The organism is Burkholderia sp. SRS-25, from assembly GCF_004343765.1.
Classification (GTDB): domain Bacteria; phylum Pseudomonadota; class Gammaproteobacteria; order Burkholderiales; family Burkholderiaceae; genus Burkholderia; species Burkholderia contaminans.
In genome coordinates this window covers 115,583-141,871 of the sequence record NZ_PTXM01000021.1, presented here as the reverse complement: position 1 = coordinate 141,871, position 26,289 = coordinate 115,583, and the positions used below count along the sequence as shown (strand labels likewise).

24 protein-coding genes are annotated in these 26,289 nt (G+C 66.7%); 12 read left to right on the top strand and 12 right to left on the bottom strand.

Annotated elements, in window-relative coordinates:
* Positions 1-33 precede the first annotated feature (33 nt).
* Positions 34-1,986: a lytic transglycosylase domain-containing protein gene (locus C5O79_RS28250; protein WP_047852325.1), complete on the bottom strand. Its 1,953-nt coding sequence runs from the start codon at positions 1,984-1,986 to the stop codon at positions 34-36.
* Between the two features lie 8 nt (positions 1,987-1,994).
* On the opposite strand from C5O79_RS28250, the gene C5O79_RS28245 reads away from it, so the two are divergent.
* The gene (locus C5O79_RS28245) at positions 1,995-2,603 is read left to right on the top strand and encodes a 5-formyltetrahydrofolate cyclo-ligase (protein ID WP_046544229.1); all 609 of its coding nucleotides are present in this window, start codon (positions 1,995-1,997) and stop codon (positions 2,601-2,603) included.
* Positions 2,604-2,677: 74 nt separating this feature from the next.
* Here C5O79_RS28245 and C5O79_RS28240 read toward each other — a convergent pair whose 3' ends face one another.
* On the bottom strand, positions 2,678-3,190 hold the full coding sequence (locus tag C5O79_RS28240) for a winged helix DNA-binding protein (protein WP_027788908.1): 513 nt from the start codon (positions 3,188-3,190) through the stop codon (positions 2,678-2,680).
* Positions 3,191-3,338: 148 nt separating this feature from the next.
* Between C5O79_RS28240 and pxpB the strand changes: the two genes are divergently transcribed.
* The 3 genes from pxpB to pxpA all read left to right on the top strand — a co-directional run bounded on the left by pxpB (position 3,339) and on the right by pxpA (position 5,897).
* Positions 3,339-3,995 (top strand): 5-oxoprolinase subunit PxpB, encoded by a 657-nt coding sequence (gene pxpB / locus C5O79_RS28235; protein WP_046544228.1) that lies wholly within the window; start codon positions 3,339-3,341, stop codon positions 3,993-3,995.
* Positions 3,992-5,059 carry a biotin-dependent carboxyltransferase family protein gene (locus tag C5O79_RS28230; RefSeq protein ID WP_047852326.1) on the top strand — a complete coding sequence of 356 codons (1,068 nt, stop codon included), beginning with the start codon at positions 3,992-3,994 and terminating at the stop codon, positions 5,057-5,059. The genes pxpB and C5O79_RS28230 overlap by 4 nt, the downstream gene beginning before the upstream one ends.
* Positions 5,060-5,132: 73 nt before the next feature.
* Entirely contained in the window at positions 5,133-5,897 is a 765-nt protein-coding gene (pxpA, locus tag C5O79_RS28225; protein WP_122474425.1) for a 5-oxoprolinase subunit PxpA, read from the top strand.
* Between the two features lie 560 nt (positions 5,898-6,457).
* Here pxpA and C5O79_RS28220 read toward each other — a convergent pair.
* From C5O79_RS28220 to C5O79_RS28175, 10 genes are all read right to left on the bottom strand, one after another.
* The gene (locus C5O79_RS28220; protein ID WP_046544225.1) at positions 6,458-7,603 is read right to left on the bottom strand and encodes a TraB/GumN family protein; all 1,146 of its coding nucleotides are present in this window, start codon (positions 7,601-7,603) and stop codon (positions 6,458-6,460) included.
* Complete coding sequence (locus tag C5O79_RS28215) at positions 7,596-8,612, bottom strand: peptide ABC transporter ATP-binding protein (protein ID WP_039354810.1); 1,017 nt, start codon at positions 8,610-8,612, stop codon at positions 7,596-7,598. The genes C5O79_RS28220 and C5O79_RS28215 overlap by 8 nt, the downstream gene beginning before the upstream one ends.
* Positions 8,609-9,607, bottom strand: a complete 999-nt coding sequence (locus C5O79_RS28210) for an ABC transporter ATP-binding protein (protein WP_122474426.1) — start codon at positions 9,605-9,607, stop codon at positions 8,609-8,611. Before C5O79_RS28210 ends, C5O79_RS28215 begins: the two co-directional genes overlap by 4 nt.
* Positions 9,608-9,609: 2 nt before the next feature.
* Complete coding sequence (locus tag C5O79_RS28205) at positions 9,610-10,527, bottom strand: ABC transporter permease subunit (RefSeq protein ID WP_039354804.1); 918 nt, start codon at positions 10,525-10,527, stop codon at positions 9,610-9,612.
* A gap of 4 nt (positions 10,528-10,531) precedes the next feature.
* Positions 10,532-11,542, bottom strand: a complete 1,011-nt coding sequence (locus tag C5O79_RS28200) for an ABC transporter permease subunit (protein ID WP_014895775.1) — start codon at positions 11,540-11,542, stop codon at positions 10,532-10,534.
* Positions 11,543-11,659: 117 nt separating this feature from the next.
* A complete protein-coding gene (locus tag C5O79_RS28195; RefSeq protein WP_046544223.1) occupies positions 11,660-13,288 on the bottom strand; it encodes an ABC transporter substrate-binding protein in 1,629 nt (542 codons plus the stop codon).
* 326 nt (positions 13,289-13,614) lie between these two features.
* Positions 13,615-14,922: an MFS transporter gene (locus tag C5O79_RS28190; RefSeq protein WP_046544222.1), complete on the bottom strand. Its 1,308-nt coding sequence runs from the start codon at positions 14,920-14,922 to the stop codon at positions 13,615-13,617.
* A gap of 191 nt (positions 14,923-15,113) precedes the next feature.
* The gene (locus tag C5O79_RS28185; RefSeq protein WP_039354792.1) at positions 15,114-15,425 is read right to left on the bottom strand and encodes a high-potential iron-sulfur protein; all 312 of its coding nucleotides are present in this window, start codon (positions 15,423-15,425) and stop codon (positions 15,114-15,116) included.
* Positions 15,426-15,593: 168 nt separating this feature from the next.
* A complete protein-coding gene (locus tag C5O79_RS28180) occupies positions 15,594-16,703 on the bottom strand; it encodes an NAD(P)/FAD-dependent oxidoreductase (protein ID WP_046544221.1) in 1,110 nt (369 codons plus the stop codon).
* A gap of 175 nt (positions 16,704-16,878) precedes the next feature.
* On the bottom strand, positions 16,879-17,859 hold the full coding sequence (locus C5O79_RS28175) for an AAA family ATPase (RefSeq protein ID WP_047852328.1): 981 nt from the start codon (positions 17,857-17,859) through the stop codon (positions 16,879-16,881).
* 228 nt (positions 17,860-18,087) lie between these two features.
* Here C5O79_RS28175 and C5O79_RS28170 point away from each other — a divergent pair, with 228 nt between their 5' ends.
* From C5O79_RS28170 to C5O79_RS28125, 8 genes are all read left to right on the top strand, one after another.
* A complete protein-coding gene (locus C5O79_RS28170; protein WP_046546223.1) occupies positions 18,088-18,807 on the top strand; it encodes a nitroreductase in 720 nt (239 codons plus the stop codon).
* Between the two features lie 146 nt (positions 18,808-18,953).
* The gene (locus C5O79_RS28165; protein ID WP_046544219.1) at positions 18,954-19,442 is read left to right on the top strand and encodes a hypothetical protein; all 489 of its coding nucleotides are present in this window, start codon (positions 18,954-18,956) and stop codon (positions 19,440-19,442) included.
* Between the two features lie 5 nt (positions 19,443-19,447).
* On the top strand, positions 19,448-20,263 hold the full coding sequence (locus C5O79_RS28160) for an endonuclease/exonuclease/phosphatase family protein (protein WP_039354781.1): 816 nt from the start codon (positions 19,448-19,450) through the stop codon (positions 20,261-20,263).
* A gap of 364 nt (positions 20,264-20,627) precedes the next feature.
* Entirely contained in the window at positions 20,628-21,398 is a 771-nt protein-coding gene (locus C5O79_RS28150; RefSeq protein WP_034179295.1) for a ferredoxin--NADP reductase, read from the top strand.
* A 704-nt stretch (positions 21,399-22,102) separates the two neighbouring features.
* Complete coding sequence (gene rqpS, locus C5O79_RS28140) at positions 22,103-22,918, top strand: quorum system sensor histidine kinase RqpS (RefSeq protein ID WP_046544218.1); 816 nt, start codon at positions 22,103-22,105, stop codon at positions 22,916-22,918.
* Between the two features lie 7 nt (positions 22,919-22,925).
* Positions 22,926-23,582 (top strand): response regulator transcription factor RqpR, encoded by a 657-nt coding sequence (gene rqpR / locus C5O79_RS28135; protein ID WP_039354771.1) that lies wholly within the window; start codon positions 22,926-22,928, stop codon positions 23,580-23,582.
* 216 nt (positions 23,583-23,798) lie between these two features.
* Positions 23,799-25,205 (top strand): amino acid permease, encoded by a 1,407-nt coding sequence (locus tag C5O79_RS28130; RefSeq protein WP_039354768.1) that lies wholly within the window; start codon positions 23,799-23,801, stop codon positions 25,203-25,205.
* A gap of 544 nt (positions 25,206-25,749) precedes the next feature.
* Complete coding sequence (locus tag C5O79_RS28125; RefSeq protein WP_046544217.1) at positions 25,750-26,253, top strand: hypothetical protein; 504 nt, start codon at positions 25,750-25,752, stop codon at positions 26,251-26,253.
* The last annotated feature ends 36 nt before the right edge of the window (positions 26,254-26,289 follow it).

The following is a 26,289-nucleotide window of genomic DNA, read 5'->3' as shown; positions in this document are numbered from 1 at the left end:
CCGCGTCTCGCGCGGCAGTGTGAAGATTGCGTATCAGGGCGAGATCATGCCTAGACGTTTCTTCAACGACTGCGGCTTGCCCTCGAAGAGCGCCGCGTAATAGACGGTGTTCGACAGCACGTTCTTCACGTAGTCGCGCGTCTCGTTGAACGGAATCGTTTCTGCGAAGATCGCGCCTTCGACCGGCTGCGTCAACACCTGGCGCCACTGGCGCGGCCGGCCCGGGCCCGCGTTGTAGCCGGCCGTGGCGAGCACCGGCGAGCTGTCGAAGTTGTTGTAGATGTCCGCCAGATACCACGTGCCGAGCTGGATGTTGGTATCGATGTCGTGCATCTGCGCGCGCGAGATCGTGCCCATGCCGAGCTTCTTCGCGACCATCTGCGCGGTGGCCGGCATCAGCTGCATCAGGCCGCCCGCGCCCACCGACGAACGCGCGCTGATGATGAAGCGCGATTCCTGGCGGATCAGCCCGTACGCCCACTCGATGTCGAGGCCCGTCGATTGCGCATAGCGCTCGACGATGTTGCGGTACGGCGACGGGTAGCGCAGCGTGAAGTCGTGCTCGGCCTTCGTGCGGTCGGCCGTGTTGACCGTGCGGTCGAGCAGCTCGACGCGCTTGCCGTATTCGGCCGCGGCCAGCAGCTGGCGATCGGTCATCCCGCGCAGCGGCCAGTTCCATTCGCGGTTGCCTTCGAGGCGCAGGTTCAGCGCGTAGAAACGCTGCGCGAGCGCGAAGCCCGGAATCTTGCTCATCGCATCGATCTCGGCATCGCTCACCTTCGTGCGCGGCGGGATCGTCGTGCGCTGGCCGAGCTCTTCGCCGGCGAGCTGCCCGTAGAAGTTGAACTGGCCCGCGACCTGCTCGAATTCCTGGTTCGCCTGCAGCGTGTCGCCGCTCTGCTTGAGCGCGCGCGCATGCCAGTAGATCCAGGCCGGATCGTTGCGCAGCGACGGCGGCATCTGCTCGATCGACCAGCGCACCATCGGCCAGTTGCCGGCGAGCAGCGCGGCGCGCGTGCGCCATTCGTAGCCCGGGTTCGACAGCGGCGCATTCGTCGATTTCGCATACCAGACCGATGCGAGCGGCGAGCGCTTGATCGCGCCCTGGTAGCCGATCGCGCCCCACGCGATCGCCTGCTCCTGCTTGGTCAGCGACGGGGCGACCGTGGTCAGCATTCCGGCGGCGGCGTCCGGATCGTTGCGCGCCATGCGGCTGAGCGCGATCAGGGCGATCTGGTGCGAGGTTGCGTCGGGGCCGACGCCGCGCGCGAGGTACAGCGGCGGCGCGCTCGTCGCCTGGTCGAAGCCGACCGGGCGCGGGCCGAGCGCATCGACGATCTTGCCGCCGAGCGTCGTGTAGTTCTGCTCGTACGCGAGGCGCGCCTGCTGCCACACGTCGTCGCTCGTGAACTGCTGGTTGACCGTGAGCGCGGTGATCAGGTCGACGCACGCGTCGCCGTAGTTCTTCGGCTCGACGAGCAGCGCACGTGCCGCTTCGGCGACGTTCTCGCCGCGCGCCGCGCGCGATTCCAGCGCATAGCACTTGACCTGCGTGTCGTCGTCGAGCACGAAGCGCTTGTATTGCTCGTCGAAGTTGCGCCAGTCGTGGCGCGCGCCGAGCACGAGCAGGTAGTCGTTGCGCAGGCGATCGGCGATCGCCTGGCCGTCGTAGCGCTGCAGGAACGACTGCACGGGCGCGTCCGGCGCGTCCACGCGCGCGCGGCCCGTCGAATCGAACAACTGCGGCTTGATCTGGAAATACTCGACGTAGGACGGTACCGGATAGTTCGGGATCATCGACGCGAGCTGCGCGGCTTTCGCGGCGTCGTTGCGGCGTGCGGCTTCTCGAAGCTGCACGAAGGTCTGGTCGTCCCCGGAGACCGTATCGTCGTTCGGTGCGGCGCACGCGGCCGTGCCCGCGACGAGCGCGGTGGCCGAAAGCGCCAGCGCGACCGCGCGATATACTCGGAAAAGGCTGTTCGACATCGTTTTGAATGGAGCGCGAAGTGAGCGAAAGCATAGCACGCAACCCTGTGCCCAACCCGAAGGTTGCGCTACGCAAAACGCTGTCCGGCGCGCGTCGCGACGCCGCGTCGCAACCCGCCGCGAACGCCGCGCTCGACGCGCGGCTGCGCACGCTGCTCGAACGGCTCGCGCCGCGCACGGTCGGGTTCTACTGGCCGCTGCCGGGTGAATTCGATGCGCGCGACGCGGTGCTCGCGTGGTGCGCGGCCGGTGCCGGCAGGCAGGCCGCACTGCCGGTGATCGACGAACGGCACACGCCGCTCGAGTTCCATGCGTGGGACGCGCACACGCCGATGCGCGAAGGTCATCACCGGATTCCGGAACCGGCGTCGGGAATCGTCGTCGTGCCCGACCTTTTGCTGATTCCCTGTGTGGGATTCGATCTGCAGCGCTACCGGCTCGGCTACGGCGGCGGCTACTACGACCGCACGCTTGCCGCATGGCCGGGCAGCGAACCGCCCGTGACGGTCGGCATCGCGTATGAAGCGTGCCGCGTCGACGCGCTGCCGGCCGAAGCGCACGATCTCGCGCTGCACTGGATCGTGACCGACGGCGCGCTGTATCCGGCCGCCGGATGACGCGGCGGGCGGCGCCGCATCCGTCGTCGCACGCCCGTCAGCGCACCGCCGCGCGCCACCCGCGGCGCAACCGTTTACAGCGACGCCGCCGCGCGCGCGGCCGTGTCGTACAGGCCCGATGCGTTGCGCAGCAACTGCGCCGCGTCGCCGATCTGCTCGTTGGTGAGCCCGCTGTCCTTCAGCGTCTCGATCAGGCAATGCTCGCGCACCTCGCGGTACTTCAGGCACAGGTCGCGGCCCGCGTCGGTCGCGAAGAAGAACACTTCCTTGCCGTTCTTCTCGCTCTTCACATAGCCGCGGGCGATCAGTTTTTTCAGCGCATAGGTCGCGACGTGCGTATCCTCGATATTGAGCACGAAGCAGATGTCGGCGAGCTTCTTCTTGCGTTCGCGATGGCTGACGTGATGCAGCAGCGACACCTCGACCGCCGTCATGTCCTTCGCGCCGGCCGCCGACATGCAGCGCACCATCCACCGATTGAAAGCATTGCCTGCCATGATGAGGCCGTATTCGAGCTCCGACAGCTCCGCGCTCGAATCGGAAACGAGGTGTTCGGATGACACGATCTTGGTCGCAGGACGCTTCATGGAAAGGCGGAGCAAGCCGGATGACAGGGTGTGCCGAGTGTACGCCAGAAGCCCCGACATACGGGCTAGGCGAAAACGCTTATTGGGAAGTTGTCGATATTTTATCGACAATGTGCGCTAACATTGCCGTCCGAACCGTGCCAGTCCGATGACGCAACCCCGCATTTATCCGCTCGGTGATGCCGCCCTCGTCTGCGAGGTGCCGCCGCCCGCCACGCTCGATTGCCAGCGCCGCGTCTGGGCCGTTGCCGAGGCCGCGCGCGCGTGGCCCGACGTGATCGACGTCGTGCCCGGCATGAACAACCTGACGATCGTATTCGATGCGCTCGCCACGACGGCCGATTCGCTCACGCCGGCGCTGCGCGACGCGTGGGAGACGGCCGACGTCGAGCACGCGGACGGCCGCGAGGTCGAGATCCCGGTCGAATACGGTGGCGCCGCCGGCCCCGATCTGCCGGCCGTCGCCGCGCATACCGGCCTGTCGGTCGACGAAGTCGTCGCGCGCCACGCGGCCGGCGCCTACGTCGTGTTCTTCGTCGGCTTCCAGCCGGGCTTCGCGTATCTCGGCGGGCTCGACGCCGCGCTGCACATGCCGCGCCGCGCGGCGCCGCGCCTGGAGGTGCCGGCCGGCTCGGTCGGCATCGGCGGCGCGCAGACGGGCATCTATCCGGCCACGTCGCCCGGCGGCTGGCAACTGATCGGCCGCACGTCGCACGTGCTGTTCGATCCGGCGCGGCCGCAACCGACGCTGCTGCTGCCCGGCGACCGCGTGCGCTTCACCATTGCGGGAGTCGACGCACGATGACCCAGAGCAACGTAACGGGCACCATCGAGGTGGTGCGGGCCGGCCCGCTGACTACCGTGCAGGATCTCGGGCGCCGCGGCGCGCGCCATCTCGGTGTCGCGCAGGGCGGCGCGCTCGACGGCCTCGCGCTCGAAGTCGGCAACCGGCTGGTCGGCAACCGCCCCGATGCGGCGGCCGTCGAGATCACGATCGGCCCGGCCGCTTTCCGCTTCACGCGCGCGACCCGCATCGCGATCACCGGCACCGAGTTCGGTGCGACGCTCGACGGCCGGCGCGTATATTCATGGTGGAGCCTGCCGGTCGAGGCCGGGCAGACGCTCGTGCTGCCCGCCGCGAAACGCGGAATGCGCGGCTACCTGTGCATCGCCGGCGGCATCGACGTGCTGCCGATGCTCGGCTCGCGCAGCACCGATCTCGCCTCGCGCTTCGGCGGCCTCGGCGGCCGCGCGCTGCGCGACGGCGATCGCCTCCCGGTCGGCGTGCTTCCGGCCGGGATGGGTTGCCTCGCGGCCGACGCCCCCGAATTCGGCGTCAAGGCGCCGGCGTGGTGCGCGTTCGTGCGCGTCGACGAGCCGCCGCGCCGTCACCGCCCGGCGCACGCGCCGTGGGCGATGCCCGTGCGCGTGCTGCCGGGCCCCGACTACGCGTCGTTCGCCGCCGATTCACAGCAGGCGTTCTGGGATGAAGAATGGCTGGTCACGGCGAACAGCAACCGCATGGGCTACCGGCTTGCCGGTGTCGAACTCGTGCGCGAGCGGCCGGCCGAGCTGCTGTCGCACGCGGTGCTGCCCGGCACGATCCAGGTGCCGCCGAACGGCCAGCCGATCGTGCTGATGCACGACGCGCAGACCACCGGCGGCTACCCGAAGATCGGCACGGTGATCCGTGCGGATCTGTGGAAACTCGCGCAGGCGCGGCTCAACCTGCCGATCCGCTTCGTGCGCACGACACCCGACGCCGCGCGCGCCGCGCTGGCCGCGGAACGCGCATATCTGCGGCAGATCGACGTGGCGATCGACATGCGCGAGGAAGCGCGCCGCCGCGCCGAGTCGCGTGCGGCGTGACAATAGCGGTAGCGGTACCGGAGGCAGTCGCAGTAGAGAAGACGGGCCACGCAATCAGTGGACGAGGAACATCATGGAAATCGATCTGAATGCCGATCTCGGCGAAGGATGCGGTTCGGACGAGGCGCTGCTCGACCTCGTGACGTCCGCGAACATCGCATGCGGGTGGCATGCGGGCGGTGCGAACGCGATGCGCGACTGCGTACGCTGGGCCGTGCAGAAAGGCGTGGCGATCGGCGCGCACCCGAGCTTTCACGATCCGGAGAATTTCGGCCGCAAGGAAATGCAGCTGCCGGCCAGCGACATCTACGCGGGCGTGCTGTACCAGCTCGGCGCGCTGTCGGCGATCGCGCAGGCGGAAGGCGGGCGCATCGCACACGTGAAACCGCACGGCGCGCTGTACAACCAGGCCGCGCGCGACCCGATGATCGCCGAGGCGGTGGTGTCCGCGATCCGCGATTTCGACCCGTCGCTCGCGGTGTTCGGGCTCGCGAACAGCGTGTTCGTCGCGGCCGCGCGGCACGCGGGGCTCGCCGCGGTGGAGGAAGTGTTCGCCGATCGCGGCTACCGCGCCGATGGCTCGCTCGTGCCGCGCAACCAGCCCGGCGCGCTGATCGACGACGAGGACACGATGATCGCGCGCACGCTCGACATGGTGCGCAGCCGGCAGGTGCGTGCGATCGGCGGCGAATGGGTGATGCTCAATGCGCAGACCGTCTGCCTGCACGGTGACGGGCCGCACGCGCTGGTATTCGCGAAACGGATTCGCGCCGCGCTCGAGGCGGTGGGCGTCGACGTGGTCGCGCCCGGGATGCTGCAGGCCGACGAACGCGCCTGATCCCGCCGCTCACACGAGCGAACGCACGATCCGTCGTACAAAAGAAAAAAGCGCCCTCGTGGCGCTTTTCCGTTGGCGCAATCGCTGCGGCTTCGCCGTCTGTCGATTCGCCCCCCGAAACCGTCTTGCGACGGTGACCGGAAAATTATTCCGGATTAAAAAACGTCCGCCGCCGCCCGATCACTGCCTTTCCCCGGTGGGACGACGGAACGTCGCTTATCCCGCAAGTCGGCCTGCATGCCTGATTGTTGTTCGACGATGTTTGGCCCCGCCGTACATGCAGACACTTCCGCGGCCGGCACGTGCACCACGTGCCGGCAACGCGCTAACCCCGCGCTTTATTTTCTGCTACCCCGTAGAACTTTTTCTATTCTTTTCATTTTTTCAACTTGTGGATCGAAGAATAGATATTGGCAGATCGGGATGTCAATCGTTTGAAACGCTATTTTCTGATGATTCGAGGGTTTTCCTTATCGAATCGCGTGCCCATACAGGCGTTCGAGCCGTTCGCACGACGTCAATCAAACAGGGGAGGATCGGTTCGGGCGCGGTGACGGCGATCAGTTCGCGTCGACCCTGTAACCTTGTTGACGCAACAATTCGAGCACGCCGCGCGGGCCGCCCAGATGCAGCGCACCGATCGCGACGAACAGCGGCCGGTTCGGTGCGGCGATTGCCGTCATCCGTGCAACGAAGCGCCGGTTGCGCTCGTACACGATCTTGTTGTCGATCGCGTCCGACAACGTCTTCGAACGCGCGAGCCGCTCGCTCTTCGCGACCGCCCATGCCGAGATCGCATCGGCGTCGCCAATTCGCCACAGTCGATGCAGCGCCTTGATGTCGTCGGCGTTCTGCGCGGGCGTCTGCACCATGTCCTGCGCGAGCATCTCGCGCTGCTCGGCGAGCGTCAGCCCGGTGAACGCGCGCATCTGCTCGGCGAGCGTCTCGAGCCCGATCACTCGGCCGCCCTTCTTCTTCAGGAACACGTTCTGCAGCTGCGCCTCGGTGCCGTATTCCGTCTGCAGGCCGGCCGACAGCGAATCGTAGGTCTCGACGACGAGCGCCGCGAGCCACGGCCGCATCTTGCGGATCTCGGCAAGCGCGGCCGGATTGCCGCGCAGGCGCGCCGCGAGTCGCTGCCACAGCGGCTCGGGCAGCAGGCGCTGCAGGCACGGGTAGCGGCAGACGCCGTACTTCGACACGTCGTCCTGCGATTCGAGCAGATCGTCTGGCGACAGCTCGAGCGCGAGCGTCGGCGACGCGGCGAGCGCCGCGAGGATGCGCGGCCGGAACGGCTGCGCGCTCGGGTAATCGGACGGGTCGCCGGTGTGCAGCGTGCCGAGCACGTAGAGCGTGACCTTGCCCTTGGTCGCGACGTAGAACGGCATGCGCGCGGGCTGCACGCGCACGGTGCCGCGCGACACGGTGCCGTCCGACACGGCGGGCGCGTGAAAGCCCGGCAGGCTCATGCCGGGCGGCGGGACTTGCGACGGATGGATCGGTGAAGTGGCCGGCGCGCGCCCTTCGGCGCGCGCGGATTCGACGGGAACCACGAGGCTGGCCGCCACGCACGCGCCGGCCAGCGCCGCGCCCGTGACGGTACGCACGCTCCAGCGCCGCGCGTAGCGGTACGCGCGCATCACGCGCGCGCTGCTTGCCCCCGCACGGCGCACGCCGGACGCGCGCGCCGCCAACGCTTCAGGCATTCTCCTCCCCGACTTCCTCGGCCCGATGGCAGGCCACGCGCCGGCCGTCGACCTCGCGCAGCTGCGGCTCCTCCACCCGGCAGCGCTCGACCGCATACGGGCAGCGCTGATGGAACGCGCAGCCCGACGGCGGATTGAGCGGCGACGGCAGTTCGCCCTGCAGCTTGATCTGCACGCGGCGGTCTTCCTCGAAGATCGCCGGCGTCGCCGACATCAGCGCACGCGTGTACGGATGGCGCGGCCGCGCGTAGATCGTCGCCTTGTCGCCCAGCTCCGCGACGCTGCCGAAGTACATCACCATCACGTCGTCCGCGACGTGCTCGACCACCGACAGGTTGTGCGAGATGAACACGTAGCTCGTCTTGAACTGCTCCTGCAGATCCATGAACAGGTTCAGGATCTGCGCCTGGATCGACACGTCGAGCGCGGACACCGGCTCGTCGGCCACGACGATGCGCGGATCGAGGATCATCGCGCGCGCGATCGCGACACGCTGGCGCTGGCCGCCCGAGAACATGTGCGGATAACGCTTCGCGTGCTCGGGCCGCAGGCCGACCGTGCGCATGATCTGCGCGATGCGCTGCGCACGTTCGGCGGCGGTCAGGTTCGCGTTGATCTCGAGCGGCTCGGAAAGCGTCTGCTCGACGGTCTTGCGCGGATTCAGCGACGCGAACGGGTTCTGGAACACCATCTGCACGCGGCGGCGCAGGTCGGCGACCGTCTCGCGGCTTGCGCCGGCGACGTTCTTGCCGTCGATCGTCAGGCTGCCCGAGGTGGGCGTCTCGATCATCGTCAGCTGGCGGGCGAGCGTCGACTTCCCGCAGCCCGATTCGCCGACGACGGCGAGCGTCTTGCCGCGCTTCAACGAGAACGACACGCCGTTCAGCGCCTTCACCGTGCCCTGCCCGAACATCCCGCGCTTCACCGAATAGTGTTTCGCGAGGCCGTCGGCCACCAGTACGGCTTCCTCGTCGTGCGACACGCGAGGCGTTTGATTGACTGCATTCATCGTGCACCTCCCGTCAGGTCGAGGTTGGAAACGTTGAGCGGCTTGATGCAGCGTGCGCGCATCGCGCCGTTGCCCTGCACCAGCGTGTCGAGCGCCGGCCGCGCCTTGCGGCAGTCGTCGACGACGTACTTGCAGCGCGGCGCGAACAGGCACCCGGACGGGCGATCATCGCGGCCCGGCACCATGCCCGGCAATGCGGCAAGGCGACGCGCCCCCTGATTGTGCTCGGGAATCGCCGCGAGCAGCGCTTCGGTGTACGGATGATGCGGCGCGCGGAAGATGTCGGGCACGCTGTTGGTCTCGATCACCTCGCCCGCGTACATCACCGCCACGCGCTGAGCGACTTCCGACACCACGGCCAGATCGTGCGAGATCAGCACGAGCGCCATCCCGCGCTCCTTCTGCAGCTTCACGAGCAGGTCCATGATCTGCGCCTGGATCGTCACGTCGAGCGCGGTGGTCGGCTCGTCGGCGATCAGCAGCTTCGGGTTGCACGCCACCGCCATCGCGATCATCACGCGCTGGTTCATCCCGCCCGACATCTGGTGCGGGAACGACGTGATGCGGTTCTTCGCATCGGGAATGCCGACCTGGTCGAGCAGTTCGAGCGCGCGCCGGTGCAGCGCGTCGCCGCGCAAGCCCTCGTGCAGCTTCAGCACTTCCTTGATCTGGTAGCCGACCGTGTAGCTCGGGTTCAGGCTCGTCAGCGCGTCCTGGAACACCATCGCGATGTCCTTGCCGACGATCTTGCGGCGCGCCTTCGGCGACGCTTTCAGCAGGTCGACGCCGTTGAACGTGACCTCGTCGGCCGTCACCTTGCCCGGCGCGTCGATCAGGCCCATCAGCGCCATCATCGTCACGCTCTTGCCCGAGCCCGATTCGCCGACGACGCCCACCACCTCGCCCGGCGCGATCGACAGGTTGATCCGGTCGACGGCGGGCAAGCCGTTGAAATTCACCGCGAGATTGCGGATGGTCAGAAGATCTTGGCTCATGGTCATGCCATCCGCTTCAGTTTGGGATCGAGCGCGTCGCGCAGCCCGTCGCCGAGCAGGTTGATCGCGAGCACCGAAATCAGGATCGACAGGCCCGGCATCGTCACGATCCACCATGCGTTGTCGATGTAGTCGCGCGCGGAGGCCAGCATCGCGCCCCATTCGGCGGTCGGCGGTTGCACGCCGAGGCCGAGGAAGCCGAGTGCGGCCGCGTCGAGGATGGCCGACGAGAAGCCGAGCGTCGCCTGCACGATCAGCGGCGCCGTGCAGTTCGGCAGCACCTGCGAGAACATCAGGCGCAGCGTGCCGGCACCGGCCACGCGCGATGCGGTCACGTACTCCTTCTGCAGCTCGCCGAGCGCCGATGCGCGCGTGAGGCGCACATAGGCCGGCAGCGCGACGATCGCGATCGCGAACATCGTGTTGGTGAGGCCCGGGCCGATGATCGCGACGACCGCGACCGCGAGCAGCAGCGACGGCAGCGCGAGCAGCACGTCCATGATGCGCATCACCGGCGTGTCGGCCCACTTCTGGAAGAACGCGGCGACGAGCCCGAGCACGATGCCGGGGATCAGCGCGAGCACGACCGACACGAAGCCGATCCAGAACGACATCCGCGCGCCGTACATCAGGCGCGAAAGAATGTCGCGGCCCGCTTCGTCGGTGCCGAGGATGAACTTCCAGTTGCCGCCGTCGAGCCACGCGGGCGGGATCTTCACGAAGTCGCGGTATTGCTCGACCGGGCTGTGCGGCGCGAGCAGCGGCGCGAGCAGCGCGACCAGGATCAGCACGATCACGACGATGCCGGCGCCGACGGCGCCGCGGTTGCGCGAGAAGTTCGCCCAGAACTCGCGCAGCGCGAGCGCACGGCCGCCGGCCGGCGCGGATTCGGTCGGCAGGGTATTTTGCAGATTGCTCATGGGATTACCTCGTGTGGCGGATGCGCGGATTCAGCACGCCGTACAGCAGGTCGACGACCAGGTTCACGACGATCACGAGCGTCGCGATCAGCAGGATGCCGCCCTGGACGACCGGATAGTCGCGGCGGCCGATCGCATCGATCAGCCACTTGCCGACACCGGGCCACGAAAAGAGCGTCTCGGTCAGCACGGCGCCCGCGAGCAGCGTGCCGATCTGCAGGCCGATCACGGTGACGACCGGGATCAGCGCATTGCGCAGCGCATGCACGACGACCACGCGCGCGGGCGACAGCCCCTTCGCGCGTGCGGTGCGGATGTAGTCCTCGCGCAGCACTTCGAGCATCGACGAGCGCGTCATCCGCGCGATCACCGCGAGCGGGATCGTGCCGAGCACGATCGCGGGCAGGATCAGGTGGCTGACCGCCGATTTGAACGAGCCTTCGTCCGGCGCGAGCAGCGCATCGATCAGCATGAAGCCCGTCGGGTGCGGGAAGTCGTATTCGACGGCGATGCGCCCCGACACGGGCGTCCAGCCGAGGTACGACGAAAACACCATGATGAGGATCAGTCCCCACCAGAAGATCGGCATCGAATAGCCGGTGAGCGCGGTGCCCATCACGCCGTGGTCGACGACCGAGCCGCGCCGCAGCGCGGCGATCACGCCGGCCGGCAGCCCGACCGCGAGCGCGAACACGAGCGCGCACAGCGACAGCTCGACGGTCGCCGGGAAGCGCGCGAAGAATTCGCCCGCGACGCTCGTGTTGGTGATGATCGACGTGCCGAGGTCGCCATGCAGCGCCCGGCCGATGTAGTGGATGTACTGCATGGGCAGCGGCTGGTCGAGCCCGAGGCGTTTCATCGCCTCCGCATGCATCGCGGGATCGACGCCGCGCTCGCCCATCATCACTTCGATGGGGTCGCCCGGTATCAGGTGAATCAGCGCAAACGCCAGGATGGTGATGCCGATGAAAGTCGGGATCACCATGCCCACGCGGCGCAACACGAATGTGAACATGATGCGTCTCGGATTTTCTTGTGGGAAATGTGCGACCGGCGACGGGAAGCTTTTGGCCTCCCGCCGCCGGATGAATTAGCCGGTCTCGGTCTTCGTGGACAGCTTACGACAGGCGTGTTACTTCACGCTAACACCGTCGAAGCGGGCATAGCCGAGCGGCTCGATACGCATGTCGACCACGGTCTTGCGCACCGGCTGGTAGACCGTCGAGTTCGCGATCGGCGAGAACGGCAGCTGTTGCGCGAAGATCTGCTGAGCCTGCATGTAGAGCTTCGTGCGTGCGTCCTGGCCCGTCGTCGTGCGGCCCTTCTGGACCAGCTCGTCGAACGGCTTGTAGCACCAGTGCGAGAAGTTGTTGCCCTTGATCGCTTCGCAGCCGAGCAGCGTGCCGAGCCAGTTGTCCGGGTCGCCGTTGTCGCCCGTCCAGCCGATCAGCATCGTGTCCTGCTCACCCGAGTGCGCACGCTTGATGTACTCGCCCCACTCGTACGTGACGATCTTCGCCTTCACGCCGATCTTCGCCCAGTCGGCCTGGATCATCTCGGCCATCAGGCGGGCGTTCGGGTTGTACGCGCGCTGCACCGGCATCGCCCACAGCGTGATCTCGAAACCGTTCGGGAAGCCGGCCTTCGCGAGCAGCGCCTTCGCCTTCGCGGTGTCGTTCGGCGCCATCTTCAGGTTCTTGTCGTACGACCATTGGGTCGGCGGCATCGGCGCGTTTGCCGCCTGGCCTGCGCCCTGGTAGACGGACTCGAGGATCGCCTTCTTGTTGATCGCCATGTCGAGTGCCTGACGCACCTCGAGCTTGTCGACCGGCTTGTGCTCGACGTTGTACGCGAGATAGCCGAGGTTGAAGCCTGCCTGCGACGGCATGTCGACGTTCGAATCGGCCTTCAGCGTCGCGATGTCGGCCGGACGCGGATAGCTCATCACCTGGCATTCGTTGCGCTTGATCTTCTGCACGCGCACGCCCGGATCCGGCGTGATCGAGAAGATCAGCTTCGAGATCTTCACTTCACCCTTCTTCCAGTAATCAGGATTCCCGTCGAAACGGATCGTCGCGTCCTTCGTGTAGCTGCGGAAGATGAACGGACCCGTGCCGACCGGCTTCTGGTTGATGTCGGCGGCCTTGCCTGCCTTCATCAGCTGGTCGCCGTATTCGGCCGACAGGATCGACGCGAATTCCATCGCCATGTTCTGGATGAACGGCGCATTCGGCTCGGCGAGCGTGAACTTCACGGTGTACGGATCGACCTTCTCGACCTTCGTGATCAGCTTGTCGAGGCCCATGTCGGTGAAGTACGGGAACGACACCGGGTACGCCTTGCGGAACGCCTGGTTCGGGTCGAGCATGCGCTGGAACGTGAACAGCACGTCGTCCGCGTTGAATTCACGCGTCGGCTTGAAGAAGTCGGTCGTATGGAACTTCACGCCGTGACGCAGGTGGAACGTGTACACCTTGCCGTCCGGCGACACGTCCCACTTCTCGGCGAGGCCCGGCTCGACCTTCGTGCCGCCGCGCTCGAATTCGACGAGGCGGTTGTAGACGGTGAACGTGGCTGCGGTGAAATCGACGCCGGTCGTAAATTGCGCGGAATCGAAACCCGCCGGGCTGCCTTCTGAGCAGTAGACGAGCGTTTTGTTCGGGATCTGTGCGAATGCAGAGCCCGCGACGCCGAGCGATGCCGCTGCCACGCCTGCAATGGCGGTAACACGCAGGGTGTGCAACAGACGGTTGTATTCCATGTTTCCTCCAGGTCTCCAGATCGGAACCGGCCCGCCAGGGGCCGGCGTACGCGGATATTACTTGAGCTAACGATGTGGCAACAAGCTGGAGAAAAAACTCTTCTAGATGCCCGCCGGGTTTTTGCCGATGTTTAGTGGGAGTAAAAAATGCGACAACGCGCGCGAGCGCCAATTTCGTTCATTTCGCGCATGTTTCGTTCGACGACTAAACAATACGGGCGCGAACACGAAGGATCGACCCACCGCTTTCCCGTGTTCTGCAGCACATCATTGCGTTTTGCGAAATGATCCGGTGACCGTCGTCAAATCGTCATGTCGTCGAATCGTCACGCGGGCGCGTCGAGGTCGGCGCTGCGCACGGGCACGAATGCGACCGCGACGATCGACAGCGCGATCCCGGCCATCACATAGTAGGTCGGCGCGAGCGGCGTACCCGTTACCTTGATCAGCCACGTGACGATGAACTGCCCGAAGCCGCCGAACAGCATCACCGCGACGTTGTACGCGATCGACAGCCCGGTCGAGCGCACGTTGGCCGGGAACAGCTCGGCGATCATCGCGCCGAACGGCCCGTAGTAGCCCGCGAGCGTGACCGACAGCACGGCCTGCACCGCGATCAGCCGCGCGATGCTCGGCGCCGCGTCGAGCCAGGCGAACAGCGGATACATCAGCGCGAGCGTGAGCGCGAGCGACCACAGCGACAGCCCCTTGCGGCCGATGCGATCCGACCAGGCACCGGCGATCGGCGACAGCACCATCAGCAGCAGGTTGCCGACGATCACCGCGTAGAACGATTCCGCGTAGGGCAGCTTCAGCTGCTTCACCGCGAAGGTCGGCAGATAGCTGATCAGCACGTAGATCGTCACCGTCAGCGCGATCACCGAGCCGAGCCCGCACAGCACCTCGCGCGGGTGGCGCGTGAACACTTCGCCGAGCGTCGCGCGGCGCGCGCTTTGCTGCGCGTGCAGGAACGCCTCGGAATCGGCGAGATGGCGGCGGATGTAGAAACCGATCGGACCGATCACGAGCCCGAGGATGAACGGCACGCGCCAGCCCCAGCTGCGCAGCGCGTCGTGCGACAGGCCGCGCGTGACGGCCGCGCCGACGAGCGCGCCGATCAGCAGCGCGGCAGCCTGGCTCGCCATCTGCCAGCTGCCGTAGAAGCCGCGTTTCGAGAATGGCGCGGCCTCGATCAGCAGCGCCGTCGCGCTGCCGAATTCGCCGCCCGCGGAGAAGCCCTGCAGCAGGCGGCCGAGCACGATCAGGATCGGGCCGCCGATGCCGATCGCCGCATACGGCGGCGCGATCGCGAGCAGGAAGATGCCGGCCGTCATCAGGAGGATCACGAGCGACAGCGCGGCCTTGCGGCCCGCGCGATCCGCGTACAGCCCGAACACGATGCCGCCGATCGGGCGCATGAAGAACGCGACGCCGAATGTCGCGGTGGTCAGCAGCAGCGACGAGTATTCGCTGGAGGTCGGGAAAAACAGCTCGGCGATCACGACCGTCATGAAGCCGAACACCGTGAAGTCGTACCACTCGAGCGCATTGCCGATCACGGCGGCCGCGACCGCACGCCGGTTCAGCGCACGCTCGGGCCGGATCGTTTTCGTTGAATTCGCAATCGTCGCCATGCGTGCCTCGTCCTCGTCAGTTCGCCGTGTCGGGCTGCGCGGCGCGCGGGGTGCCCGCGGCGCGCCGGTTTGCAGCGAGTGTAGAAAGCGACGGAACCGTTTTCAAGGAATAAAAAACGCCCGCCATCTTTCGACGGCGGGCGTTGTGCGGTTTTCGCCACAATGCGGCATCGCACGATGCCGCACGGGCCTCAACCCATCTTCGAGAAGGCGCTGCACCAGCCTTTCGCCGACACCTGCTTGCCGGGGAAGGCGCCGCACGGGCCCGAGGCCGAGCCCTTCTTGCCCTGGTACAGCATGCAGGCCGCGCAATCCTGGCCTGCTGCGTACTTCGGGTACTTCGTCTTGTCGACCTTCGTCGCATCGGCCTTGTAGCCGAGTGCCGTCGCGGTCGGGTCGCTTTCCGCGAGCATCGGCGCGTCGGCCAGCGCTTCACGCGACAGCGCCAGCGCGGACACGGCACCAATGCTCGTAATCAGGAAACTCCGACGGGATGTTTTCATGGGGGACTCGCTCCAACGTTATCGGTTTGAAAGCTGTTCTGGCGACAGCCGTTCGACAGAATAACGCTCAAGCGAGTAAATGTGCGTGCCGAAATTCCAGAGATAAGGAATTTCACACGGCTGCCACAACGCCGATACGCACCCGTCACACACACGCGCATCAACGCGTCAACGATAAGCCGCCATGTCGCCCACCCGCTGCGCGAGCGCGAGCGACGCGGTGAGCCCCGGCGACTCGATGCCGAACAGGTTCACGAGCCCGCGCACGCCATGCTGCGCGGCGCCCTGCACGATGAAATCGGCCGGCGGCTCGCCGGGGCCCGCGACCTTCGGCCGGATGCCCGCATACGCCGGCTGCAGCGCGCCATCCGGCAAGCCCGGCCAGAAGGCGCGGATCGACGCGTAGAACGCGGTCGCGCGCGCCGGATCGACTTCATAGCGCAGCGCATCGCACCATTCGACGTCCGGGCCGAAACGCGCCTGCCCGCCGAGATCGAGCGTCAGGTGCACGCCGAGCCCCGCGCGGTCGGGCATCGGGTAGATCAGGTGGGAAAACGGTGCGCGCCCCGACAGGCTGAAATAGTTGCCACGTGCGAGATAGAGCGGCGGCACCCAGCGCGGGTCGAGGCCGCGCGTGCGGCGCGCCAGCGCCTGGGCGCCGAGGCCCGCGCTGTTGATCACGCAGGCGGCCTCGATCTCGGTCGGCGCGTCGCCGCCCGTGCGCACGACGAAGCGGCCGCCGCGCAGCACGTCGATCGATTCGACCGGGGATTTCAGCGCGCACACGGCGCCGTCGCGCTCCGCGTCGCCGAGCAGCGCGAGCATCAGCTGGTGGCTGTCGACGATGCCGGTGGACGGCGAGAACAGCGCCTCGACGCATTCGAGCGCGGGCTCGAGCGTCTGCGCCTCGGCGCGCGTGAGCGGCATCAGGTCGAGCACGCCGTTTTCGGCCGCGCGTGCGGCGATCGCCCTCAACTGCTTCACCTGCGCGGCGCTCGTGGCGACGAGCAGCTTGCCGGTGCGCCGGTGCGGCACATGATGCGTCTCGCAGAATTCGTACAGCAGGTCGCGCCCGTGCACGCACGACGTTGCCTTCAGCGACCCGCGCGGATAGTAGAGCCCCGCATGGATCACTTCGCTGTTGCGCGAACTCGACCCGGTGCCGATCGCATCGGCCGCCTCGAGCACGAGCGTTTCACGCCCGCGCGCGGCCAGTTCGCGCGCAATCGCCAGACCGACGACACCCGCGCCGATCACGACACAATCCATCTGCTCCATGACGTTTCGCGCCGCTAGCGCGTCGAGGGGAGAGAAGGCAATTGTACGTCCCGGTTCATCCGCTTGCCGAAGGTCGTGCAGCGTATCGCGACGACGCCGTGCATGAAGCGCGCCGCACGGCGCGACTCACGGCGCGGCACGGTGCGCATGCCGCCGCCGTGCGTGCTCCGCCCGTTCAGAAGCCGATCGTCCGGCGCTTCGCGGCGCCTTCGTCCGCCCGGATGTCGCGCGGCCCGATCGCGTCGCGGCCGGCGAGCCGTGCGGCGCCGAACGCGTGCAGCAGCGCGCGGCGCATCGTGCGCGGCGGGGTCGCGGCCAGCACGTCGAGCGCGTCGTCGCCGAGGGTGTCCGGGAAACGCCGCCCCCACGCATGCGACGTGCGGATCTCGTCGTAGATCGTCTGCGCGATCCGGCGCGCGCCGGCCGCGTCGGGCGGCTCGATCTCGTACACGTTCATCCGGTTGAGCAGCGGCTCCGGAATCGCGTGCGCCTCGTTCGCGGTCGCGATCCAGATCACGTTGCCCGCATCGATCGGCACTTCCGCGAATTCGTCGATGAATGCGCGCGCGGTGTCGTGCTCGAGCAACGCATACAGCGCGCCGAGCGGATCGTATTGCGCATCGCTGCCGGCCTTGTCGATCTCGTCGACCGCGATCACCGGGTTCGCGTAGCTGCCGTTCACGAGCGCATCAAACACCTTGCCGGGCTTCGCGTTCTTCCATTGCGACGACGCACCCGACAGGATCCAGCCGGCCGTCAGCGAACTCATCGGCACGTAGTGGTAAGCGGTGCCGAGCAGTTGCGCGAGCGCCTTCGCGAAGTGCGTCTTGCCGATGCCCGGGGGCCCGAGCAGCAGGATCGGCATCAGTTCGAGCCGGTCGTCCGTTTCGAGGCACAGCGCGACCTGCTTGCGCACGTCATCGAGCGGCTCGGCGAAATTGGGCAATGCCTCGCCGAGCGCGTCGAACGACGGCATCCGGTTCGGCTTCACGCAGAAGCGCAGATTGCCCGTCTTGAGCATCCTCTCGTAGGTGGCGCGCAGTGCGTCGCTCGCGCTCTCGTTCAGGTCGTTCAGCGCCGTCTCGACCTGCTCGAGGTCGTACACCGTGCTGAAGGATGCCACCGCCAGTTCCTGTTTCACCATCGCCGTCGTCATACCAACCTCGCTGCCGCTTGCCGTCACATGATCATCAGACCCTTACGATTTCAGTGTAGCGATCCCGCATCCCCGCGCAAGCAAGCAGCCGCGTGCGTCTGCTGCTAACACCCGCGCGCGCTGCACGCCTGCGCGCCCCGGCGTATGATCGATGGTCCACCCACCCGCCGCACCGGCTTTGCCGACCGCGCCCGCGCGGCGCGTCGGACCCGCCCCGAAGGTATGCCGATGTCCGTCCCCCGTGCTTTCCCGAGCGTCGATGCCGATGCGATCGGCGCCGTCGACGCTGCGCTCACGTCGCGCCGCGCGGTCCGCGCGTTCCTGCCGACGCCCGTGCCGCGCGACACGCTCGAGGCCATCCTCGAAGCCGCGAGCCGCGCACCGTCGGGCACCAACATCCAGCCGTGGCGCGTGTACGTCGCGACGGGCGCCACGCGCGATGCGCTCGCCGCGGCACTCACCGCGGCCCACGACGATCCCGCGCGCGACGAGAAATACGTCGCCGAGTACGACTACTACCCGCGCGAATGGGTGTCGCCGTACATCGACCGGCGCCGCAAGGTCGGCTGGGACCTGTACGGCCTGTTGAACATCGGCCGCGACGAGAAGGCGCGCATGCATGCGCAGCACGCACGCAACTTCCGCTTCTTCGACGCGCCGGTCGCGCTGTTCTTCACGCTCGACCGCGTGATGACCTACGGCGCGTGGCTCGACTGCGGGATGTTCCTGCAGGGCGTGATGACGGCCGCGCGCGCACGCGGGCTCGATACCTGCCCGCAGGCCGCGTTCGTGCCGTTTCACCGGATCATCACCGAACACCTCGGCATTCCCGCCAACGAACAGCTCGTCTGCGGGATGTCGCTCGGCCATGCGGACCCCGACGCGATCGAGAACCGCCTCGTCACCGAGCGCGCGCCCGTCGCCGAGTTCACGCGCTTTTTCGCTTGAAAACGCACGACGCGGCCCTACCTTTCGAACAGGAACGCATCGTGCGGCGAACCTGCGGCGACGCGTCCTGTCACATCGCGATCGAAATCGATCGGGCGTAAGATGTGCGTCCGTTCCCCGCTATTCCGCGTTTCCGGAGACGTTTCATGCTGAAACACGGCCTGGCCGTCCTGCTCGCGAGCATCGCGCTCGCCGCCCATGCGCAGAGCCCCGCACCGGCCTCCGTCGCGTGGGAGATCCAGGTCGTACGCGACGGTCAGACCATCGACACGTTCCAGCAGCGCACCACCGTGGGTCAGACCCGTACCGATACCCATCGCTATCCGTCCGCCGTGCCGGTCGGCTGCGGCAATGCCGCGCGCGTCGTGCCGACCGAGCGTTCGCGCTCGGTGACGGTCGCCCCGCTCACCGTCGATACCGGCGCGAACACGGTGTCGCTCGCGCTCGACGTGCAGGAAACGATCGACGACGAAGGCGCGAAGCCCGCCGATCCGTGCGTGCCCACGTCGCCGCGGCAAATCGTCGCGAGCCACCCGGGCCTGACGGTCGGCGCCGACGCGTGGACTGACTGGACGCTCGTCGAGCAACATCCGCACCTCGTGTACCGCGTGCGTGCGCACGTCGCGAAGGATTGAGCGTCATGTCCGCCGACGCCCTGTCCCTGCCGTTCGCCGAACCGCACGCCGCCCCCGACGAAATCACCGCGGTGAGCTGGAACCTGCACAAGGGCCGCTCTCCGCTCGGCTTCACCGCGTGGAACGCGATGCGCAACTGGATGCAGTCGACGCACGCCGACGTGTATTTCCTGCAGGAAGCGATGGCGCGCCGCATGCCGCGCCCGGTGCTCGCGCCCGGCTTCGGCGCACCGATGGACGACGCGGTCGACGACGTCTGGCACTGCCAGGCCACCGAGATCGCACATGCGCTCGACTGGCAGATCGCGCTCGGGCCGAACGTGTTCAAGCCGTCGTGGCGGCATGGCAATGCGATCCTGTCACCACATCCGCTCGATCTCGGCGGCCGCTGGGACATCTCGGCGCACCGTTTCGAGCGGCGCGGCCTGCTGGTCGCGCGCGCGACGCTCGCGGGCGCCCGCCCGGTCACGCTGCTGTGCGCGCACCTTGCGCTCACGCGCGCCGCGCGGCTGCGCCAGATGCACTGGATCGCGCACTGGATCGTGCGCAACGCAGGCGACGGCCCGCTGATGCTTGCCGGCGACTTCAACGACTGGCGCAACGATTCGGTCGCGCTGTTCGGCGAGATCGGGCTGTCCGAGGTCGCGACGCTGCTCGGCGAATCGGGCCGCACGTTCCCCGCGTTCTCGCCGGCGCTCGCGCTCGACAAGATGTTCGTGCGCGGGCTGACGCCGCTCGAATGGCGTGCGCCGTCCGGCGAGGCCGCGTGGCTGTCGGACCACCTGCCGTACATCGCGCGTCTGCGCCTCGATCCGCAATGACGCTCCCGACCTCGGCCCGATAACAGCCGGATTGCGCGCCGCCACAGCACAGCAGCGCGCCGCCCGCTCGACGCACTGTGCGGCGTGGCGCTCGTCGGACTCGGCGCGAAACTCGTGGCCGAGCGCCGAAAAAACCGAAAGCAGATTGAAATAATTCGTTGCGCCAAATCCGCGCGGCCGCGGGGGTCAAGCCCGCGATCCGCGTCAACAGGGTAAAATAACGAGTTCCTCAATCGTCTGTCATCGAGAAGGCGCGTGTCCGACGCGCCGGCCGGCCGATCCGTGATCGGGCCGTCGCACTCGGTTTTTTGCCCGTTTTTGGGCCCGTTACTCGCGTTCGCTACGCGCGTCCGTTTTCAAAGCCATGAGCAAATACGACACCGCCACCGTCCAATCCGTCCATCACTGGACCGACACGCTGTTCAGCTTCACCTGCACCCGTGAGGCGAGCCTGCGCTTCAACAACGGCGAATTCACGATGGTCGGCCTCGAGGTCGACGGCAAGCCCCTCGCGCGCGCCTACTCGATCGTCAGCCCGAACTACGAAGAGCATCTCGAATTCTTCAGCATCAAGGTGCAGAACGGCCCGCTGACGTCGCGCCTGCAGCACCTGAAGGTGGGCGACACGGTGCTGATCGGCAAGAAGCCGACGGGCACGCTGGTCGCCGACAACCTGCTGCCGGGCAAGACGCTGTGGATGCTGTCGACGGGCACGGGCCTCGCGCCGTTCATGTCGATCATCCGCGACCCGGACATCTACGACCGCTTCGACAAGGTGATCCTCACGCACACGTGCCGCCTGAAGGGCGAGCTCGCGTACATGGACTACATCAAGCACGACCTGCCGGGCCACGAGTACCTGGGCGACATCATCAAGGAAAAGCTCGTCTACTACCCGACGGTCACGCGCGAAGCGTTCGACAACGAAGGCCGGATCACCGACCTGATCGCAACGGGCAAGCTGTTCACGGATCTCGACGTCCCGCCGTTCTCGCCGGAAAACGACCGCGTGATGCTGTGCGGCAGCACCGCGATGCTGAAGGACACGACCGACCTGCTGAAGCAGGCCGGCCTCGTCGAAGGCAAGAACAGCGCACCGGGCCACTACGTGATCGAGCGCGCGTTCGTGGACTGATCGATCCCTTAGGGCCTGTTCCCGCCAATAACGGGCTTGCGCTGGCCGTCAGAAGGGCCGAGCGCAAGGATTGCGACGAAGCGAATACTCGACGTATTCGCGAGGAGCATGACGCAGCGCTCGGCCCTTCTGACGGCCAGCCCCACGAATGCATTTTTCCAAACAGGGGAACGCGCCTTGCCGGCCGTATTGCGGCGTCGTTCGTCGCTTGTTTGGCTCGGCCAAACGGCGCTCCTCGCTCCTTGCACTACAGCCGGCAAGGCACGTTCGCAAGCCCGTTATTGGCGGGAACAGGCCCTAATTGCGCGTCATCAAGAACCGGAGCGAAAGCTCCGGTTTTTTTTTCGTCCCTACTTGGCGAATTCGTAACAAATTGGGATCATCCCATCTCAAATAGTTACATTTGGATACGTCATCGTCCGGTGCTCGGGTGTCAGTGTTTTTCCTACAACACCTTCATTCCGATTATTCACATTTACCCTTAAATGTCCGCCCGACATGACCTTTTCGGAAATTTTGAGATATTATTCGCCGCGCGTGGTTGCCGTTCGGATGAGAGTGGAAGGGTCGGATGCAAGTGTTACAAAACGTAACTTTTGTTACCTCGGCAGGGGGCGATTCTCTGGCGGCGACCGTCATCGGAACGGCAGCCGATCCACGCAGCCAGCCGGTGTCTGAACCGCTTTCTGACAGCAGGGAGAGTCATGGATACGTCGCTTAACGCGCCTTTGGGCGCCCACGCCCCGTTCCCGTCGCAACAGCTCGTGCCGGGCTGCGTCGCGACTCCGCCCATTGCCGACGCCGCGTCCAAACGTGGCGCCTCCGCCGCGCGGATCGCAGTGCTGTCTGCGCAGTTGCTCGCCGCCGACGAAGCGGCCCGCCGCCACCTGGCCGGCGAGTTGCACGACGGGCTCGGCGCCGAACTCACCGCTGCGCGTTTCGCGCTCGCAAACGTTCAAACGTGGCTGCCGGCCGATGCGCCGGACGGTTGCCTACGCGCGCTGGAGCTGGCGCAGCAGGCGCTCGACGCCGCGACCGACGCGAATCGCCGGCTGATCGACGAGCGCGACACGCCGGCGCTCGACGCGGGCCTGGTCGGCGCGTTGTCGTCGTGGGCCGACACCCATGCGGCCCGCACCGGCCTGCGCACCAGCTTCGTTTGTGCGGCCGACGCACGCCTGACGCAGATCGCCGGCGCCAGCGCGCTCGCGGTGTTCCGCGTCGCCCAGGAAGCGTTGTCGAACGTCGCGAAGCACGCACGCGCGACGTCGGTCGACGTGCGGATCGCCACCGACGGCACGCACCTGTCACTGATTGTCTCCGACGATGGGACCGGTTTCTCCCGGAGCCGCCGCACCGGCTACGGTCTGGCCGGCATGCGCGCCCGCTGCGAGGCGTTCTGCGGCAGCTTCGAGACGGCCACGCCGGCAACCGGCCACGGCACGCGCGTCACCGCGCGCTTCGCTTGGGATTCGCTGCTCGCGGTGCCCGTCGCGGCCCGCCGCGCGTCGCTTTCGTGAGGTCGTCATGAGCCTGAACATCCTGCTCGTGGACGATCACGCGATCGTCCGGCAAGGGATCCGTCAGTTGCTGATCGACCGTGGCGTCGCGCGCGACGTCACCGAGGCCGAAACCGGCGGCGACGCGATGGCGGCCGTCGACAAACAGGAATTCGACGTGATCCTGCTCGACATCTCGCTGCCGGACACGAACGGCATCGAGGTGCTCAAGCGCCTCAAGCGCAAGCTGCCGCGCACGCCCGTGCTGATGTTCTCGATGTATCGCGAGGACCAGTACGCGGTGCGCGCGCTGAAGGCCGGCGCCGCCGGCTACCTGTCGAAGACGGTCAACGCCGCGCAGATGATCGGCGCGATCCAGCAGGTCGCGGCCGGCCGCAAGTACGTGAGCCCCGCGATGGCCGAGGCGCTCGCCGAATACGTGTCGTTCGAGAACGAGCCGCTGCCGCACGAGAAGCTGTCCGATCGCGAATACCAGACGCTCTGCATGCTCGCGTCGGGCAAGCGGCTCACCGACATCGCGAACACGCTGTCGCTGTCCGTGAAGACGGTGAGCGTGTACCGGTCGCGTCTGCTCGAGAAGATGCGGCTGTCGAACAACGCGGAGCTCACGTTCTACGTGATGAGCAACCGGCTCGTCGACATGGCGCCCACGGCCGGCGCCTGATTTCCCCGAGCCACCCGGTTCATCCGATCCAGCGACGCCGCGCATGCCACGCCGCCGCGTGCTGCCGCCCGCCCGAAGCGCAAGCGCTTGTTTTATCGGACGATTTCTCGTCGCGCCGCTGCGCTGCAGCGGGTCTTGTGCGCCAAATCGGCTAAAATTGCGGGTTTTCACTCAGTCAGCGCTATCGCGCCCGCGCGCGCTGGCGATTCCTCCGCAATGTCTCTCTTCCGCAAGAAAAACGTCGATCGCATGATCGCCGGCGCGCATGCCGCCGGGCTCAAGAAAGCGCTCGGCGCAATCGACCTCACCTTCCTCGGCATCGGCGCGATCATCGGCACCGGCATCTTCGTGCTGACCGGTACCGGCGCCGTGCAGGCCGGCCCCGCATTGATGCTCTCGTTCGTGATCGCCGCGATCGCGTGCGGCCTCGCCGCGCTGTCGTACGCGGAGTTCGCGTCGACGATCCCCGTCGCCGGCTCGATCTACACGTACTCGTACGCCACCCTCGGCGAGCTCGTCGCGTGGATCATCGGCTGGGACCTGATGCTCGAATACGGTCTCGCATCGTCGGCCGTGTCGGTCGGCTGGTCCGGCTACCTGCAGTCGCTGCTGCAGGGCTTCGGGCTCACGCTGCCCACCGTGCTGACGGCCGCGCCCGGTGCGGTGCCGGGCGTCGTCACGTGGTTCAACCTGCCCGCGTTCCTCGTGATGATCGTGATCACGACGCTGCTGTCGATCGGCATCCGGGAGTCGACCCGCATCAACAACATCATGGTGTTCATCAAGGTGTCGGTCGTGCTGCTCGTGATCGCGGTCGGCGTGTTCCACGTGACGCCCGCGAACTGGAAGCCGTTCATGCCGCACGGCTGGAACGGCGTGTTCGGCGCGGCAGCCGTGATGTTCTTCGCGTTCATCGGCTTCGACGCGGTGTCGTCGGCGGCCGAGGAAGTGAAGAACCCGAAGCGCGACCTGCCGATCGGCATCATCGCGTCGCTCGCGGTGTGCGCGGTGCTGTACGTGACGGTCGCCGCGGTCGCGACCGGCATCGTGCCGTCGGCCCAGTACGCGAACATCTCGCACCCGATCTCGTATGCGCTGCAGAAGGCCGGTGAAACGTGGGTGGCGGGCTTCATCGATCTCGGCGCCGTGCTCGGCATGCTGACGGTGATCCTCGTGATGAGCTACGGCCAGACGCGCGTGATCTTCGCGATGTCGCGCGACGGGCTGCTGCCCGCGGCGCTGTCGCGCGTGCACCCTCGCTACGCGACGCCGTTCCTGACGACCTGGCTCGTCGGCCTGTTCTTCGGGCTGATCGCCGCGCTCGTGCCGCTCAACGTGCTCGCCGAGCTGATCAACATCGGCACGCTCGCCGCGTTCTCGATGGTGTCGATCGCCGTGCTCGTGCTGCGCCGCACGCACCCCGACCTGCCGCGTGCGTTCCGCTGCCCCGGCGTGCCGGTGGTGCCGATCCTCGCGGTCGCGTCGTGCCTGTTCCTGATGCTGAACCTGCAGCCCGTCACGTGGGCCGCGTTCGGCATCTGGCTCGTGATCGGCCTCGTGATCTACTTCCTGTACTCGCGCCACCACTCGAAGCTCGCGCACGGTCACCACGACGCGCACTGAGCGCCGCCGTGCCGCTCGCGGCACGGTGCGCAGCCGCGGGGCCGGACACCGGCCCCGCACCCTTCCCGCCCCGCTTTCACCCGTCCCGCCGCCACGTTGCCTTTCCTGCAACGATCCCCTCGGCAATTACCATTCCCATTGGTCATTTTTCGAATGCCGATATATTCGATTCCGATCAATTTATTAATCGATTAAAAATTCAATTCGATCGAATCGAATATGAATAGAAGAAGATAATTACGTGGCCGCCATTGAACTCCTGCATTAGCCAACCTAGTATTCAAGTCGGCCGGTCGCACACCCGCCCCGCTTGGACCAGGCGGGGCACGGACCGCAGCAGGAGCGCGGCGGGATGCGATCGATTTCATCGAAGCGCCTTTTTATAAAACACAACTTCATCGCGCATTCAAAAACGGATTTTTAGCATATTTTTAATTAAAAACAATCACGGCCGGATAATCCGGTCGACGGTATTTTATTGCCTCCGCCCGGAGGCATGTCGCTGTACCTGTCCGAAGTTCAACAAGAACCAGAGAGGTCTGTCATGAGCAATACATTGGTCAACGTCACGGCGAAGGCCGAAATCAGCGCGACCAACCAGACGATCGCGGGGCTCAAGGATTACCAAAGCAAGAACTGGGCGATCGGGCTGAACGGGGATACGCTGGCGCCGGACGGTTTCCTGACGTTCTTCACCGAGCGCAACCTGCCGTTCAGCTACTACGTCCGCGCGCGTGGCGTCTCGGTCGGCGAACCGAGCGCCTACCAGGCGAACATCGAGACGCTGACGCAGCGCATCGCCGCGATTCGCGCGTCGGAGACGAACCAGGTCCAGGCGACCATCCGCGAGCTCGAGCTGTACAAGTCGCGGAACTGGGCGATCGGCCTGAACGGCACGACGCTGCAACCGGACAATTTCCTGCCGTTCTTCGGCACCCGCTCCGTGCCGTTCGAGTACTACGTGCGCAGCGGCGGCGTCGAGCTCGGCTCGCCGAACGCGTATGACAACAACATCCGCAACCTGACGCAGTACCTGGGCTCGCTCTGACGGAGCGACCGGCCGGGCGGATGCCTCCGCCCGGCG